This is a genomic window from Nitrosomonas sp. Nm51, from assembly GCF_900111165.1.
In the GTDB taxonomy this organism is placed as follows: domain Bacteria; phylum Pseudomonadota; class Gammaproteobacteria; order Burkholderiales; family Nitrosomonadaceae; genus Nitrosomonas.
In genome coordinates this window covers 1-15787 of sequence record NZ_FOGH01000013.1, presented here as the reverse complement: position 1 = coordinate 15787, position 15787 = coordinate 1, and the positions used below count along the sequence as shown (strand labels likewise).

Here is a 15787-nt window from a genome sequence, read left to right as displayed (position 1 = left end):
GAAGTTAATTGTTTATATTCAGTAGATTATCAGTGCCTCCGTGCAGCACGATGATTCTCGATGAGTGCCTGGCTCAGATGTGGTTGGATAGTCTTGAGCAGTTGCGCAAACACTTTTGGATTGCCGGCGAGGATTTGGCCGCTCTCCAGATAAGAGTCATTGCCTTCCAAATCGCCCACGAGGCCGCCGGCTTCCTGGATCAGCAGGCAACCAGCGGCCATATCCCATGGAGCCAGCCCGATTTCCCAAAAACCGTCATACCGGCCTGCGGCTACATAAGAAAGATCCAATGAAGCTGAGCCTGGACGGCGAATGCCTGCTACGCGCGGAATAACATCTTTGAAAATTTTTAGATACGCCTCTACATGTGTCAAATCCCTGAACGGAATACCGGTACCAATCAGGCAGTCCTCCATGTGTGAACGTTTACTGACGCGTAAACGCTGATTATTCAGATACGCACCACCCCCTCTGCTTGCAGTAAATAGTTCGTTGTTATTAGGATCGTATACAACTGCCTTATTTAATAAGCCTTTATGTTTTAATGCAATCGAAACCGCATAGTGGGGCAAACCATGCAAAAAGTTTGTGGTGCCATCCAGTGGATCGATAATCCACTGAAATTCGGCATTCATCATATCTCCACGGATACCACTTTCCTCGGCAAGAATGGCATGATCAGGGTAGGTGCCGTGTAGAATTTTAATGATGGCTTCTTCGGCGGCTCCATCAACTTCACTGACATAATCGCTGCGGGACTTTTTGGAAATATTCAATAAATCCAAATTTCGTGATGCCTGGATAATGATGTCACCTGCTCGACGTGCGGCTTTGATTGCAATATTTAACATCGGGTGCATAGCGTTCGGATCCTAATGCCTAACTAAAAAGGCGTAATTCTAATATGAATCGGGTCTGTGCATGAAGTAAAGTGTACATACGGTTTGAACTAAAAGCGAATAGAACAGCAAATAACAAATCGATTCATGTGCCAGCCATGTCTTATGAATATTCAATTTCTTTGTGATTTAACCGTAGAGAAGAAAAACAAGCCTGTCTTGTTCAACCTGTTACCTGGTTGCGCAGATGTCTTAAAACTCGAGAAAACATGAAAAATCATTGAGGAATATGCATGAATATTGTAGAACTGCTCGCATTTGTGGTTAAAAACAAAGCTTCCGATTTGCATTTATCCGCTGGGATGCCGCCGATGATCCGTGTCAATGGCGAAGTCAAGCGAATCAATCTGCCTGAGATGGAACATAAAGAAGTCCACAGCATGGTTTACGACATTATGAATGATGGGCAGAGAAAATATTATGAAGAAAATCTCGAGTGCGATTTTTCATTTGAGGTGCCGAATCTTGCCCGCTTCCGTGTGAATGCTTTCAATACACAGCGTGGTGCAGCTGCAGTTATGCGCACTATTCCATCTAAAGTACTCACGCTTGAAGAACTGAATGCTCCCAAAATTTTTGCGGAAATCGCTCAACAGCCCCGTGGCGTTGTTCTGGTGACCGGGCCGACTGGGTCGGGTAAATCGACTACGTTGGCAGCAATGATCAACCACATTAATGAAAACGACTTTGGGCATATCCTGACACTTGAAGACCCAATTGAATTTGTTCATGAAAGTAAAAAATGTCTGATTAATCAGCGCGAAGTCGGGCGCGATACACACAGCTTCGAGAATGCATTACGCTCAGCTCTGCGTGAAGATCCGGATATTATTCTGGTGGGTGAAATGCGTGACCTGGAAACGATACGTTTGGCAATGACAGCTGCAGAAACCGGTCACCTTGTCTTCGGTACCCTCCATACCAGTTCCGCTGCGAAAACCATAGACCGTATTATTGACGTGTTTCCGGCCGAAGAAAAAGAAATGATCCGTGCAATGTTATCAGAATCTTTAAGGGCGGTGATATCGCAAACATTACTTAAAACAAAAGAAGGTAACGGGCGGGTAGCCGCACACGAAATTATGGTTGGCACCCCCGCAATTCGTAATTTGATCCGTGAAGCCAAAGTTGCGCAAATGTATTCTGCAATACAAACCGGACAGAGTGTGGGTATGCGGACATTGGATCAGAATCTGACCGAACTGGTCAGGCGCAATGTTGTAACAATGGCAGAAGCGCGTATGAAAGCAGCTAATAAAGATAACTTCAGATAAGGCTGGTAACTCAGGAATAAAAAATGGATAAAGCACAAGCCACAAAATTTATGCACGATCTGCTACGTTTGATGCTTAGTAAAGAAGCATCGGACTTATTCATTACAGCTGGATTCCCGCCGGCTTTTAAAGTCGATGGAAAAATGACGCCTGTTTCACAACAAGCATTATCATCGCAACATACCGTAGCTTTAGCACATGCGATTATGAATGAAAAGCAGGCGACTGAGTTTGAGCAAACCAAGGAATGCAACTTTGCCATCAATCCTGCCGGCATCGGGCGTTTTCGTGTCAATACGTTCGTTCAGCAGCAAAGAGTTGGATTGGTGCTGCGTACCATTACAACAACAATTCCCGACTTTGATGAACTTAAGCTGCCACCTGTACTCAAGGAAGTGGTGATGAATAAAAGAGGTCTGGTCATCTTCGTCGGCGGTACCGGTTCTGGTAAGTCAACTTCAATGGCTGCGCTGATCGGTCACCGTAACAAAAATAGTTTCGGCCATATCATTACCATTGAAGACCCGGTGGAATATGTCCATGAACATATCAACTGTGTGGTTACACAACGTGAAGTGGGTGTCGATACTGAATCCTGGGAGGCAGCGCTAAAAAATACACTGCGGCAGGCTCCGGATGTTATTTTGATCGGCGAGATCCGTGATCGGGAAACCATGGAACATGCTATTGCATTTGCTGAAACGGGCCACTTATGTATGGGCACGCTGCATGCTAACAGTGCCAATCAGGCGCTTGATCGAATTATCAACTTTTTTCCGGAAGAACGTCGCGCGCAGTTACTCATGGATTTGTCGCTCAACTTGCGCGGTCTGGTTGCTCAGCGTTTGATTCCTAAAAAAGATGGAAAGGGACGGGTGGCCGCAATTGAAATTATGTTAAATTCTCCATTGATTTCTGATCTGATTTTCAAGGGGGATGTGCATGAAATTAAGGAAATAATGAAGAAATCACGCGAATTAGGCATGCAGACATTTGATATGGCATTATTCGAATTATTTGAAAGCGACCTGATTAGTTATGAGGATGCTCTAAGAAATGCTGATTCCATGAATGAATTACGTTTGCAAATCAAGCTGGAAGGAAAAGAAGCCAAAGATGCGGATTTAACAGCGGGCATAGCACATTTGGCCATTCAGGAATGATTATGCTGGTGATTTAATCAGTTACATGTCCAGGCAATGGATGCGCGGGATCTTGAAAGGTGGATTATGGTCTTGGGAAAAGGTATAGGCAAGGTAACGACACAGATTTTTCTACGCGAATTGCGGGATACTGGTACAAGGCTATGCCGCCATTGTCACCGTCGGCTTTGCGCGCAGCAAAAGAATTGGGGTATTTGTCTGATCATGTGAATAGTGATGCAATGGTTATAACCCGTTTGCGGCAATTATGGACGGACAGCCAGCAATCAATCAAAGAATTTACGCACGTTGAAGCGGCGTTAGTGCACCATGGATTGCATTTGCGGCATCACAAATTGTCATAATTTGTACAGATTCAATATTGTATCGGCACTTAAACAGCTGGTTAACTTGATTCTTGCCGATTAATCCTTACGTTGTAATCAAGTCTGATTAACAAGTAGCAGCACAATGACCAGGATTCATTCTCTTTCCGTTCGCCAGCCTGCCGTGGCTGGCCTGTTTTATCCAGCCGATGCGTGCCGGTTATCACAGGATATTCAAAGATTGCTAAAAGGTGCGGAACAATACGCCTTGACGCCGAAAGCGTTAATTGTGCCACATGCCGGATATGTCTATTCTGGGGCAATTGCCGCGACGGCCTATCGTACGTTACTTACAGTGGCGGAATCTGTTAAACGTGTCGTGTTGCTGGGTCCAGCACATCGTGTATTGATTCATGGCTTGACACTGCCTGACGTAGAATACTTTGATACGCCACTGGGTGTTGTGCAAGTAGATGTTGAAGCGGCGCGTGCAGTTTCGGATTTGCCGCAAGTAATCGCCAATTTCGATGCACACGTGTTTGAACATTCACTCGAAGTCCAATTACCTTTTTTGCAACAAGTGCTAGCGTCGTTTAAAGTATTGCCTCTTGTTGTAGGCACGGCTTCGGCTGAAGAAGTTGACGAAGTGCTTGATCGGGTATGGGGCGATGACGAGACGCTTATTGTGGTCAGTTCCGATCTTTCGCATTATCTGCCTTATATAGTGGCGCAACAAGTTGATAATGCGACCGTACAATCCATTTTACAACTTAGGCAGCCGATTGCACATGATCGGGCCTGTGGCGGTACGCCTGTGAACGGACTGATTGTGGCCGCCCGGAAACACCAGTTAAAGCCATGCTTGCTTGATTTACGTAATTCAGGTGATACGGCAGGTTCACGTGATCAGGTTGTAGGCTATGCTGCGATAGCATTTTGTCAAAATTGACGGACGGCTGAACAAAATGGTACCGAACGTTAATCAAAACAAGTTTGGGAAAGTACTGTTAGCTATTGCACGGACTTCAATTGCAGATGCGTTGCAGATAGACGCTGCGAAAGCTGTCACAATAGACACCACGGCACAATGGTTGACCAAGCCGGGCGCAACTTTTGTGACACTGACGCAACAACATCAATTGCGTGGCTGTATCGGTTCCATACAGGCACGTCAGTCGCTACTCGAGAATGTACGTGGCAATGCCGTTGCAGCCGCACTTTACGATCAACGGTTTTCACCTGTATCAGCGCGGGAACTTGTGTCAATCAATGTGGAGATTTCATTGTTGTCTGCACTGCAACCACTTACGTTTGTCAACGAAAAGGACGCTTTATCACAATTACGTCCAGGTATTGACGGCGTTATGCTAACTTGGGGTGCGTATCGCAGTACTTTTTTGCCACAAGTATGGGGCAGTCTGCCGCAACCGTGCGAATTTCTGGCACGGTTAAAAGTCAAAGCGGGACTGGATGCCGTTTTTTGGGATGATGCGATTCGTTTGTCGCGTTATACCGTTCAAAAATGGCGTGAAACGGATTTTGTAGAGGAAAGAAACGATGGATGAACCGATTAGTACCGAAGAACAGTATCCGGCAAAATACTGGCATATCTTAGAAGACGGCCGTATGCAATGTGATCTTTGTCCGCGTGACTGTAAGCTGCATGACGGGCAGCGCGGAGCGTGTTTTGTGCGTGGTCGTATCGGAAATGCCATGGTGTTAACCACTTACGGGAGATCATCCGGTTTTTGTATAGATCCGATTGAAAAAAAGCCACTCAATCATTTTTATCCGGGCAGCAGTATTTTGTCATTCGGTACAGCAGGTTGTAATCTGGCATGTAAATTCTGTCAGAACTGGGATATTTCCAAATCACGCAGTTTTGACAAACTGGCAGCTAAGGCCGGCCCAGAGGAAATCGCTGATGTGGCGGTTTCACTTGGCTGTAAAAGTATCGCATTTACCTACAACGATCCTGTAATTTTTGCCGAATATGCGATGGATGTAGCGGATTCCTGTCATGTGAAAGGTATAAAAACGGTTGCAGTAACAGCAGGTTATATACATTCAGAGCCGCGCCGTGAATTTTTTGCCAAAATGGATGCTGCAAACATTGATTTGAAAGCGTTTACTGAAGCCTTTTATGTCAAGCAAACCGGTGCCCATCTGCAACCTGTGCTGGATACGCTAAAATATCTGAAGCAGGAAACAGAAGTCTGGTTTGAGCTGACAACATTGTTGATTCCCAAACTCAACGACTCCGCGCATGAAATAGAAGCCATGTGTACTTGGATAGCTAAAGAGCTTGGCACTGATATTCCCTTGCATTTCAGCGCATTCCATCCGGATTATAAAATGACTGCGGTTTCATCCACGCCGGCGTCAACATTGATTCGGGCGCGACAGGTTGCGCTTGATGCAGGCCTACGCTATGTTTATACAGGCAACGTACATTACCGAGAAGGTGATGCAACCTGTTGTCCGTCATGCGGTCATGAAGCTATTGCGCGTGACTGGTATGAGATAGAACATTATCATCTGAACGATAATGGATGTTGTTTACAGTGTGGCGAGCAGATTGCCGGTTGTTTTGAGCGCTTTAACGGTGGTTTTGGGCGACACCGCATTCCGGTCGATATTCAATCCAGAATTCATGCACACCTTTAAACAAAGGTCGGTGTGCAACACAAATTATCTATGCCCAGTTAACGAATTGTAACAAATAGTCAGTGCCAATACGGCTTGGTATTCTGGTGTTTGTTTCAGGTGCCAGCCTGCTGCAATGGCAGGCTGAACTGCCGGCATTGCAAAATGCGCTGATTCTGCCGCTGTTATTGATTGCTTGTGTGTCATGTTGGCGTGGTCAGAAAACCGTATTGCTGGCGGTCAGCCGATTTTTGTTTTTATTGCTTTTGTTCGGCGGAGGATATTTCTGGGCGGCTGGTATGGCGCACTGGCGTCTTGCCGATACCTTGCCGGAAGCGTGGGAAGGCAGGGATATCCAGATAATTGGTGTGATTTCGGATTTGCCGCAGTACACAATCGGCCGCGTGCGGTTTCAGTTCGAAGTCGAACAGGTACTCACTCCCCAAGCGCATGTACCTCAACGTATTTCGTTGTCCTGGTATTCTGAGCGCGAACAAAATGATAAACATAATGTACCGCCATTGCCATCTGTTCGTGCCGGCGAACGCTGGCAAATGACGGTACGCTTAAAACGTCCGCACAGTCAAGCCAACCCGCACGGTTTTGATTATGAAGCCTGGGCGCTGGAACGTAACATCCGTGCCGTAGGCTATGTGCGGCGAGCGCCGGATAATTTGCTGCTAAACGCCCGGGTCAACAGGCCTGCATACTGGATTGCGGCACAGCGTCAGCAGATACAACAGCGGTTTGATTCGAGACTTGACGGTAAAAGCTATGCGGGTGTTCTCATGACGTTGGCAACTGGCGATCAACGCGCAATACCTTCCGGCCAGTGGCAGATATTTACACGTACCGGCACCAATCATTTAATGGCCATATCCGGATTACATATTACGCTGGTTGCCAGTATAATGTATTTTCTGGTTTTCAGAATATGGCGTCAAAGCGCGAGCCTGTTATTGCATATGCCTGCACGGCGGATGGCGGTTAGTGCAGGCTTGTTGGCGGCGGGTGTGTATGCATTGCTCTCCGGTTTTGCGATTCCGGCGCAACGTGCATTTTTTATGCTGGCCGTCGTGGCTGCGGCGATTTGGTCTGGTCGTATGACAGCGCCCTCGATGATTCTGGCCTGGGCGCTGCTCCTGGTTGTCATTATTGATCCATGGTCAGTGTTGTCAGCAGGATTCTGGCTTTCCTTTGGTGCAATCGGCGTTATTATGCTGGTCACTGTCGGCCGTATTGGCACACCGCATTGGCTTGTTGGCTGGATACGCGTGCAATGGGCAATAACTCTGGGATTGGTTCCGTTATTGCTGGCGCTGTTTCAACAGGTATCACTGGTATCGCCAGTCGCCAACGCGGTCGCAATTCCACTGGTGAGTCTCTTGGTCGTGCCGCTTACGCTCCTATCCATGATTCCGTTATGCGAATTTTTGTTACCACTGGCGCACGGTTTATTAAGCGTTGTAATGGCTTTTCTTCAAGGGTTGAATGAATTGCCGCAACCAGTCTGGCAGCAACATGCGCCGCCAATGTGGACGATAGCCGTTGCCGTCATTGGTATTGTCTGGTTGCTGCTGCCGGGTGGTTTGGGATTGAATTTTTTTTCTGGGTTTCCGGCTCGCTGGCTTGGCGTAGTTGCACTGTTGCCATTGTTTCTGGTGCTGCCGTCCAGGCCGTCCGAAGGCGCGCTTTGGCTGACGGTTCTTGATGTCGGCCAGGGGCTGGCAGTGGTGGCGCAAACGCAACGCCATGCGCTGCTGTTCGACAGTGGTCCGGCCTATGCTGAAAGTGACAGCGGCGAACGCGTTGTCATACCGTTCCTGCGTGCACGGGGAATCGGCAAGCTGGATAAAATGATTATCTCGCACGCCGATTCTGATCATAGCGGCGGCGCGTTATCGGTGCTCAATGCCTTGGATGTCAAAATACTGCTTTCATCACTGGATATGAATCATCCCGTTTCGCAGACTGCCTATCAGAGCGCGTTGTGCGTTCAGGGGCAGTCCTGGCATTGGGACGGTGTCGCTTTTGAAATCCTGTATCCGGACGCTGATCTTTATCAGAAACCGTCGCGCAAGACCAATGCGAGCAGTTGCGTGTTGAAAATTACGACTGCAACCGGCAGCGTACTCATACCCGCCGATATCGGCCGTGCTGCTGAGCGAAAATTAATAGACGCGCATCATGAGAAATTATTATCCACGGTGCTGATCGCGCCGCATCACGGCAGTTTGACTTCTTCAAGTGAAACCTTCATAAAGCAAGTGAATCCGGCAGTTACCGTTTTCACCGTTGGCTACCGTAACCGTTTCGATCATCCCAGAGCAGCCGTTACAGAGCGTTACCGCGAACAGGGAAGTCTGCTGTTGCGCAGTGACCGGCATGGCGCGATACTGATTCGTTTCGAACCGGCAGGGTTTTTTGTCGGTGGCTGGCGGCAGTTACGTCCGCGTTATTGGCAGCAAAAATTTTAACGCCATTATGCCAAACGGATCTGGCAGTTTATAGTCCGTTCACGTGTAATTAAATTCTTCTTGACGGGCAGTCTGATAACCAGTAATTTCACTTGGCAGGATAGAAATTATAATATAATTTCATGATGTTATGAGTTAAGTAATGATTTTCTGTGTAAAGGAAAACTGTACAAAGACAAAAATTTTGCTTTTCATGCCAGATTTGTTAATCCAATAATGAGAAAAATAATATGAATACACGAGATCTATATATAGCAGGTGTTATTAGTTATCTGTACCTCGGTATGTTTTTTGCCGCAACAGCGTTTGCGGCGCCGACACCTGTGGCAACGTATACATTTGATAATTCCTTTAACGCGCAAGAAAAGGATGTCGTTGCGATTACACCCATTGACCCATTGTCTGAGAACAGTTTTTTGACCGACATGATATTCGATGAACAGGCAGGATTACTTCTGCATTCAAGAAATGTCCTGGGAAACAGGGCACCTACTCAGTGGAGCTGGTGTTTCAGTTTGAAACGGGCGTAACGGATTCTGATAGGTACAAAATTATCTTTGGTGTTTCAAATTGTCGGAGCGACAACGCATTTTATGTCGATCCCGAGGACCGGCTTACGGTTTATCCGGATTTAACTGCAAATGATGCGTTCAGTTATGATACCTATCACCATGTTGTGTTAACGCATAATAACGATGAAATTGTTTCGGTCTATCTAAACGGTGTATTACAATTTCAAGGTACGTCCACATCGATGGACTTTAATACCTATACAAACAACCCGGACCAGTTGGTTCATTTTTTGTTGATAACGGCTCCGAATTCTCAGATGGACGGGTTGCGTTGATCAGACTGTACGATACTGAACTGACCATGGATGATGTTCAGGAGATCAGCAGTAATCCCTTCGAGCGCTGTACCGCAAATTTTTCCGCAGATGGAGCGCTGTTTATTCCTTGCGTCAAACTTACCAATGAATTTGGTGTTGTCAGCATGTGCGAAGCTGCACTTCAGCTTGTATCGTCAGGCGGTTCACCGTCATTCAGACTCATTGCAGCGCGGCAAATCAGCGTGTCGCAGGTAAATAACAATAGCTGCACTGCAGTCTATTCTGACAATAGTACTGTAAGTTTACCTTGCGTCAATGTATCCGATATCTTTGGTGGCGTTACACGTTACAACGCTATTTTAGAGTCAATTGTCGGCGCAAGTCCTCTGACATTTTCGCTAAAACAGGCTGAACAGCGGGATTAATGCAGTTTAATTTGCCAGCTTGCGCCAGACAAGCAAGCGATTATTGGATGGCATTGCATTGTTCTCTTGTAGTCCTAAGCCGTTTTGCTCAGCCTGGTATTGTAGATCGCCAATGTCGCGAATACCGCTTTGGTGGTCACGGTTCCTGAGCCAAATGTCAAATTGCGCATTGCTTTCGCTGGTGTAGCGGCCGTCCATATTAAATGGGCCATAGGCGCAGAAAATCCCATTCGAAGGAAGCAATGCGCCGACCCGTGCAAACAGCCTGCATACCTGTCGCCAATGGATGATATGCAGTGTATTGGCCGTAAATACGGTGTCTGCCTCAACAGAGGTCCAAACGTCATTGTCAATATCCAATATAATGGGTCTGGCCAGATTTTCTGATGGATGGAGCAGGCATTGACGCAACAGCATGGGCAGTTTGTCTGGCAGCTCAGAAGGCTGCCAGACCAGATGGGGCAGAGCGGGCGCGAAGTAAACCGCATGTTGACCGGTACCGCTGCCTATCTCCAGCACGGATTTGCTCGAAGCCAGCAGAGCATGAAGTTTTTTCAGAATTGGCCGCTTATTACGTTCCGCCGCTTCAGAAAAAGCAGTTTGCACGGGTTGAAATGATTATTCTGCCGTTGGCAGCAGCTTCAGGATTTTGCCGTCATTTTCATCAGTCAATAAATAAATGGCGCCATCGGGTCCTTGTTCCACGTCACGAAAACGCAGGGTGTTTTTCAGCAACTGTTCTTCAGTCAGTACTTTATCGCTGCTGACCGATAACCTGATCAAATGCTGACCGGCCAATGTGCCGACAAACAGGTTGTTGCGCCACCCCGGAAACAGGCCGCCGGTATAAAACAGCATGCCGGAAGGCGCGACCGATGGCGTCCAGTAATAAATCGGCTCTTCATAACCCTGCTCGGCATGCTCATCTTTGATCGGTATCATTGAATAGTGCGTGCCATAGCTGGCGTTCGGCCAGCCATAGTTTTTTCCGGGTTCGGGAATATTGATTTCATCGCCACCGCGCGGGCCGTGTTCATGAATCCATAATTCGCCGGTTTTCGGATGTATCGCTGCGCCCTGGACGCTGCGGTGACCATACGACCAGATTTCTGGTTTCGCCTTGTTATTTTTTACAAAAGGATTATCTTCCGGAACAGAGCCGTCAGGGCGGATGCGGATAATGGCGCCGATATGATTGTCAATATTCTGAGCTTCTTCTTTATAATTGCCGCGATCGCCGAGTGTGATAAACAGGTTGCCGTCTGGTGCGAACACGAGCCGTGAGCCAAAATGCTGCCCGCCGTCAGTCTTGGGATTCTGGCGGAAGATGACTTTTAGATTTTTTAGGCTATTGCCGTCCAGCTCGGCGCGCGCGACAGCAGTGCTGGCGATAGTGCCGTCGGAGGTACCGACAGGTTCGGCATAGGACAGATAAACCAGCCGGTTGGCAGCAAAATCGGGGTCAAGCGCGACATCGAGCAGTCCTCCCTGTTTTTTGTGGTACACCGCCGGCACATTGCTAACCGGTCCGGATATCCGCCCGTCTGGCGTGACGATACGTAAACGGCCGACACGTTCTGTAACCAGTATTCTGCCATCGGGGAGAAAAGCCATTCCCCACGGATGACTGAGTCCTCGCGCAAGCAGCTTGACATCAAAGTCCGTTTGAATACGCTGGGCGTAGGCTGCGGGTGTCAGCAGGCAGCTATACAACAAGACTGCCAGTAAACCAGTTATCGTGTTATGAAGACGTGTATTCAACGAAAATGAATATGCCATTTCTTCTCCTCGGGATTAATAACGTATTGAACGCAATGTATCATCGTTGCGTGACTGTCTCAATAGTTGTGTCGATCAATCCCTGGGTTGGTTGTTGATCAGAATGGCATAATACGCAATCTGATGCCGCCAAACATATTGACAGGGGCCCCGGGTTCGAAATAGCGGCCGAACGCTGCATTAATGCGGGTGTTGGCATTATAGCGTTCATCGAACAGGTTACTGACACCCGCAAAAATACTGCCTTCAAGCCAGCGCAAGCGAGTACTCCAACCGAACAGCAGTTGCCCGAGAGTATAGGCATTATTGGCGACCGAATTGGTGTCGTTGACAAAAAATGCGCCTATATGCTGTACATGGATCTGCCCGAAAAATCCAAGCGTATGCGCATACCGCAGCAGGCCCTCCCAGCGATGCTGCGGTATGCCTGGAAAGGCATTGTCACGCAAACTGACAGCGTCTACAGTGTATTTCTGAAACTCAAAATCTGAATAGGTATAACTGATCTCACTACGAAGCCCGTACCATTCGGGTGTGGCCAGCCGCGTTTCCACTCCCAGCCGGCTGGATTCACCGGTATTGCGAAAGAAAGCGCGCCCCGGCGCCTGCAGCAATTCAAACGGCAGAATCTCATTCCACGAATAAATATAAAACAATGCGGATTCATACCGAAATCCCCGTATCAGACCACGTATGCCAAGTTCTTGGCTGAGCGAAGTCTGCGGCTTTAAGCCAGGGTTGAATCCGCCGCGGCCGGCTGGATTATTGACCAGCTCTGTAGTCGTTGGTGTTTCAAAGATTGTAGCGACATTGGTATAAACCTGATGTTGCCGGTCCAGATGATATACCAATCCGACGGTGCCGCTGCCTTGAGAAAATGTTTTTTCGCCGGACTGGTCGCCATCTGTGCGATAAGCGTCTTTCACCTGAAAATGAAGCCAGTCCCAGCGCCCGCCAGCAACAAGATCGAGCCTGTCATGCATGCGCCATTCATTACGAAAAAAAGGTCCGACATTCTGCACACGTTCAATTTGATTCAGTGTCAATGCACCGCGTTTGCCATCGTCGTTATTGAATCGCTGCCGATCATCATTCTGAATACCATAATCGACACCGATGATCAGGCGATTGGGGCGGTCGAACAGACGGTGATCATGCCGATATTGTATTGCTATACCGCCGACTAGGCGGTCAAACTGCACCTGACCGCCGTCAAAAAACGGCAGCCGGTTCTGAAAATCACGGTGCAGCATATGCGCTGTAACCGACAATTCCTGGTTCGCGGTTGGTTTTTTGCGAAGGCGTATGCCCATTTGCTCCTGATCGACTTCTTCACCAGCATTGAATCGTGTATTTCTCGTGGATGCCTGGCGTGGATTATCGCGTACCTGCTCGTGCGTCAGGCCGCCAGGGTCCCTGGCTTCGGGTGAATAAAATTTACGGAACAGCAGCATCAGATCCGAATCGTCATTGATTCTAAAATTCAATCTGGCCTGAGAAAAGTAGTTCTGGACATTGCTGTGATCGCGCCAGCCATTCTGCTGCAGATGGGAACCGAATACTGTGTAGTCAAACCGTTCATGCCGTCCGCCGGCAAACAGTTCGGACTTGAACAGACCGTACTGGCCAAAAACCTGGCGTGGCGACACCATAAAACGTTCCTGCGGCGCTGCGCGCGTCGTCATGCCGATCATGCCGCCGGATGCATTGCCGTACAATGACGCCAGCGGACCGCGTACGATTTCCATTTGTTCAATCAATGACGGGTCGATTGAGTCGAGCTGTGTCTGCCCATCCGGTAATGTTTGCGGAATGCCGTCAACGCGCATCTGAATGCCGCGTACGCCGAATGCCGAACGTGCGCCGAAACCGCGGATTGAAATGCGTAAATCCTGTGCAAAATTAGCCTGGTTTTGAAAAAAAACACCGGGGACGTTGCGTGCAAATTCGTCAAGCGTTACGCCAGGCTGGAAACGTTGTTGCGGATAACGGTCAAATTGTGAGATCGCATTAGGAATTTCCTGGATTGAACGTTCGCTGCGGGTGGCCGTGACGTTGATCGGGTTAAGGGTGATTGTCTGTTTTGCTGCGGGCGCTTGCGCAGAAACAGGCAGCGCGATCAGAAATAACGTTATCGTTCTGATTGTATTAATCGTACAGGGACAATTATTCCATTTCATAATCAGCCGTCAACATTTCGAGCAAATGCCCATTTTCGTCTCTGAAATAAACACCTCTGCCACCGTAATTGTGGTTGATGCGCATGTTATCAGGTTCAAAAGGACCGCTGCCATAAGTGATATTTTCACTTTGGATACGATCAAAAATTTGATCGAATTCCGCCTCTGATACCTTGAAAGCATAATGGTGCGATTCAAATGTATCGCGATTGGCAAAATCTAGACATAACGTATCGTTGACGCGCACGACATAAAACGAAGCAAAGGAACCGATATATTCGAAGCCGAAAATGCGCGCATAAAACCGCGCGCTTTTTTCTTTATCGTGCGCGGGGATAATCGTGTGATTCAATGTAATGGACATAATGTTATTTCCTTTTACTTTAATGATTGTTCCGACAGTATAACGAATGTGAATTATTCATTGTGATGTAACACTCCTGTCATATTAGCTTGGTAGATTTGTCGAACCGAGATTTACCGCATACAGAAGTGGCCCCGGTTATTTGGACGCTGTAATGGGTAAGTTAAGGAGTTGTTTTCTGTATGATTATTTTTAGAACAGGAGTACAGAAAATGAGCAAGAAACGCAGAAATCATTCACCGGAATTCAAATCCCGGTCCGAAGACCTCAAAACCACATCCGCAGCACAAGGCGTTGATCTAACCATAGCATACATGTTCAAAAATTCTCTATACAAACATATCACCACGGTAGCGCTCTGTACCGGAAAATCACATGGACAGAGTACTTATTCCGTAATAACTATAGGCGGTTGTTATGCAACATTAGGGGTTTGTTGATTATTGCTGGCGGTGTGATTTTCAATGATAGTGGAAAGATTTTTTATCTGCTCCAGATAGTATGCCTCATATTCTGCAATTTCTTTGAGTTTATCAATATCCAATAAAATAATTTCATTTGAAGTCGCATTGATGAGTTTGTCCATTCGCAGTTTTTTTAAAGTTCTGTTCATATGGACGAGACTCAGGCCCAGCGTATCGGCCAAAAAGTGTTGTGCAAGTGGCATCGAGAAAGCGTTATTTTCTGTTTCGTCGATAATTTTTAATCGATGGAATAGCTCTAGCAGCAGATGTGCGGTACGTTTGTATGCAGAGCGCCGGCCAACACGAACCACTTGTTCCGCAACTATCGAATCATCACGGCCCAGCAGCCATCCATAAAGCAAACCTAACTTAGGCTGGGTGGTAACCAGTTCGACCAAATATTCAGGTTTAAATTCACTTACTTCCAGACGTGTAATGCTCGCAACAGAATAGGTTGTTCTCGGTATTACCACGGCAAAAGGACTGATAATATCGCCTGGCAAATAAAAATTAATTATCTGGCGGCTTCCGTTACTTAAGTCATTGAAACGATATGCCCAGCCTTTAGTCACGATAAAGCATTTTTTATGTACATCCCCATGGTTTAAAAAAACCGTACTTTCGTCAATAAAATGCGAATTATCATGCATCTTCATCAGAGCCTTGATCTCTTCCATATTGAGCGGCTGTACAAAATTAAACTTTCTTATCAGTGGAGGAACGTCTTTATTTAACAGTTCACTATCTATTAAGTTTGGAGACTTCATAGAAACACCTCGCCGCGTAAGATAAAAAAGATTGTATTTTCAGGAGCTTTTTTGAGAAGTGCGGGATAAAAATAAGGAACTAAGAACTATACATAGTTTATTGATAAAAAGATAGAAGGAGAGACTGTCCCACTAACTGTGTAAATGTCTATCATTAGATTTTTAAAAGGATAGACGATGAATAAAAAGGAATTGGAGCAATTTGCCCGCAAGGC

At 47.1% G+C, this 15787-nt stretch carries 16 protein-coding genes; 10 read left to right on the top strand and 6 right to left on the bottom strand.

What is annotated here, in order from left to right:
• Nucleotides 1–29 precede the first annotated feature (29 nt).
• Nucleotides 30–860 (bottom strand): inositol monophosphatase family protein, encoded by an 831-nt coding sequence (locus BMY60_RS06485; protein ID WP_090332296.1) that lies wholly within the window; start codon nucleotides 858–860, stop codon nucleotides 30–32.
• A gap of 272 nt (nucleotides 861–1132) precedes the next feature.
• Here BMY60_RS06485 and BMY60_RS06480 point away from each other — a divergent pair, with 272 nt between their 5' ends.
• From BMY60_RS06480 to BMY60_RS06435, 10 genes are all read left to right on the top strand, one after another.
• On the top strand, nucleotides 1133–2173 hold the full coding sequence (locus BMY60_RS06480; RefSeq protein WP_090332294.1) for a type IV pilus twitching motility protein PilT: 1041 nt from the start codon (nucleotides 1133–1135) through the stop codon (nucleotides 2171–2173).
• A 23-nt stretch (nucleotides 2174–2196) separates the two neighbouring features.
• Nucleotides 2197–3336: a PilT/PilU family type 4a pilus ATPase gene (locus BMY60_RS06475; protein ID WP_090332293.1), complete on the top strand. Its 1140-nt coding sequence runs from the start codon at nucleotides 2197–2199 to the stop codon at nucleotides 3334–3336.
• A 143-nt stretch (nucleotides 3337–3479) separates the two neighbouring features.
• Nucleotides 3480–3680 carry a hypothetical protein gene (locus BMY60_RS06470; protein WP_090332291.1) on the top strand — a complete coding sequence of 67 codons (201 nt, stop codon included), beginning with the start codon at nucleotides 3480–3482 and terminating at the stop codon, nucleotides 3678–3680.
• 106 nt (nucleotides 3681–3786) lie between these two features.
• Complete coding sequence (gene amrB, locus BMY60_RS06465; protein ID WP_090332290.1) at nucleotides 3787–4590, top strand: AmmeMemoRadiSam system protein B; 804 nt, start codon at nucleotides 3787–3789, stop codon at nucleotides 4588–4590.
• A 16-nt stretch (nucleotides 4591–4606) separates the two neighbouring features.
• A complete protein-coding gene (gene amrA / locus BMY60_RS06460) occupies nucleotides 4607–5206 on the top strand; it encodes an AmmeMemoRadiSam system protein A (protein WP_090332288.1) in 600 nt (199 codons plus the stop codon).
• On the top strand, nucleotides 5199–6308 hold the full coding sequence (gene amrS / locus BMY60_RS06455) for an AmmeMemoRadiSam system radical SAM enzyme (protein WP_090332286.1): 1110 nt from the start codon (nucleotides 5199–5201) through the stop codon (nucleotides 6306–6308). Before amrA ends, amrS begins: the two co-directional genes overlap by 8 nt.
• 62 nt (nucleotides 6309–6370) lie before the next feature.
• Nucleotides 6371–8764, top strand: coding sequence for a DNA internalization-related competence protein ComEC/Rec2 (locus BMY60_RS06450; RefSeq protein WP_090332285.1), 2394 nt, complete (start codon nucleotides 6371–6373; stop codon nucleotides 8762–8764).
• 230 nt (nucleotides 8765–8994) lie between these two features.
• The gene (locus tag BMY60_RS06445; RefSeq protein ID WP_090332282.1) at nucleotides 8995–9294 is read left to right on the top strand and encodes a hypothetical protein; all 300 of its coding nucleotides are present in this window, start codon (nucleotides 8995–8997) and stop codon (nucleotides 9292–9294) included.
• The gene (locus tag BMY60_RS06440) at nucleotides 9261–9611 is read left to right on the top strand and encodes a LamG-like jellyroll fold domain-containing protein (RefSeq protein ID WP_177166604.1); all 351 of its coding nucleotides are present in this window, start codon (nucleotides 9261–9263) and stop codon (nucleotides 9609–9611) included. Before BMY60_RS06445 ends, BMY60_RS06440 begins: the two co-directional genes overlap by 34 nt.
• Complete coding sequence (locus BMY60_RS06435; RefSeq protein ID WP_090332279.1) at nucleotides 9608–10018, top strand: hypothetical protein; 411 nt, start codon at nucleotides 9608–9610, stop codon at nucleotides 10016–10018. Before BMY60_RS06440 ends, BMY60_RS06435 begins: the two co-directional genes overlap by 4 nt.
• Nucleotides 10019–10024: 6 nt before the next feature.
• Here BMY60_RS06435 and BMY60_RS06430 read toward each other — a convergent pair whose 3' ends face one another.
• From BMY60_RS06430 to BMY60_RS06410, 5 genes are all read right to left on the bottom strand, one after another.
• Nucleotides 10025–10624, bottom strand: coding sequence for a DUF938 domain-containing protein (locus BMY60_RS06430; protein WP_090332278.1), 600 nt, complete (start codon nucleotides 10622–10624; stop codon nucleotides 10025–10027).
• Between the two features lie 12 nt (nucleotides 10625–10636).
• Nucleotides 10637–11797: a PQQ-dependent sugar dehydrogenase gene (locus BMY60_RS06425; protein ID WP_090332276.1), complete on the bottom strand. Its 1161-nt coding sequence runs from the start codon at nucleotides 11795–11797 to the stop codon at nucleotides 10637–10639.
• Nucleotides 11798–11895: 98 nt separating this feature from the next.
• Nucleotides 11896–13977, bottom strand: coding sequence for a TonB-dependent receptor family protein (locus BMY60_RS06420; RefSeq protein ID WP_090332275.1), 2082 nt, complete (start codon nucleotides 13975–13977; stop codon nucleotides 11896–11898).
• Nucleotides 13964–14341 carry a VOC family protein gene (locus BMY60_RS06415; protein ID WP_090332273.1) on the bottom strand — a complete coding sequence of 126 codons (378 nt, stop codon included), beginning with the start codon at nucleotides 14339–14341 and terminating at the stop codon, nucleotides 13964–13966. Before BMY60_RS06415 ends, BMY60_RS06420 begins: the two co-directional genes overlap by 14 nt.
• A gap of 415 nt (nucleotides 14342–14756) precedes the next feature.
• Nucleotides 14757–15572, bottom strand: a complete 816-nt coding sequence (locus BMY60_RS06410; RefSeq protein WP_090332271.1) for a Crp/Fnr family transcriptional regulator — start codon at nucleotides 15570–15572, stop codon at nucleotides 14757–14759.
• Nucleotides 15573–15787: the final 215 nt, after the last annotated feature.

Coding starts and splice junctions, on each gene's coding strand:
- amrB (WP_090332290.1), top strand. CDS start 3,787: ATGACCAGGATTCATTCTCTTTCCGTTCGCCAGCCTGCCGTGGCTGGC.
- BMY60_RS06485 (WP_090332296.1), bottom strand. CDS start 860: ATGCACCCGATGTTAAATATTGCAATCAAAGCCGCACGTCGAGCAGGT.
- BMY60_RS06470 (WP_090332291.1), top strand. CDS start 3,480: ATGCCGCCATTGTCACCGTCGGCTTTGCGCGCAGCAAAAGAATTGGGG.
- BMY60_RS06410 (WP_090332271.1), bottom strand. CDS start 15,572: ATGAAGTCTCCAAACTTAATAGATAGTGAACTGTTAAATAAAGACGTT.
- BMY60_RS06480 (WP_090332294.1), top strand. CDS start 1,133: ATGAATATTGTAGAACTGCTCGCATTTGTGGTTAAAAACAAAGCTTCC.
- BMY60_RS06415 (WP_090332273.1), bottom strand. CDS start 14,341: ATGTCCATTACATTGAATCACACGATTATCCCCGCGCACGATAAAGAA.
- BMY60_RS06475 (WP_090332293.1), top strand. CDS start 2,197: ATGGATAAAGCACAAGCCACAAAATTTATGCACGATCTGCTACGTTTG.
- amrS (WP_090332286.1), top strand. CDS start 5,199: ATGGATGAACCGATTAGTACCGAAGAACAGTATCCGGCAAAATACTGG.
- BMY60_RS06420 (WP_090332275.1), bottom strand. CDS start 13,977: ATGAAATGGAATAATTGTCCCTGTACGATTAATACAATCAGAACGATA.
- amrA (WP_090332288.1), top strand. CDS start 4,607: ATGGTACCGAACGTTAATCAAAACAAGTTTGGGAAAGTACTGTTAGCT.
- BMY60_RS06425 (WP_090332276.1), bottom strand. CDS start 11,797: ATGGCATATTCATTTTCGTTGAATACACGTCTTCATAACACGATAACT.
- BMY60_RS06445 (WP_090332282.1), top strand. CDS start 8,995: ATGAATACACGAGATCTATATATAGCAGGTGTTATTAGTTATCTGTAC.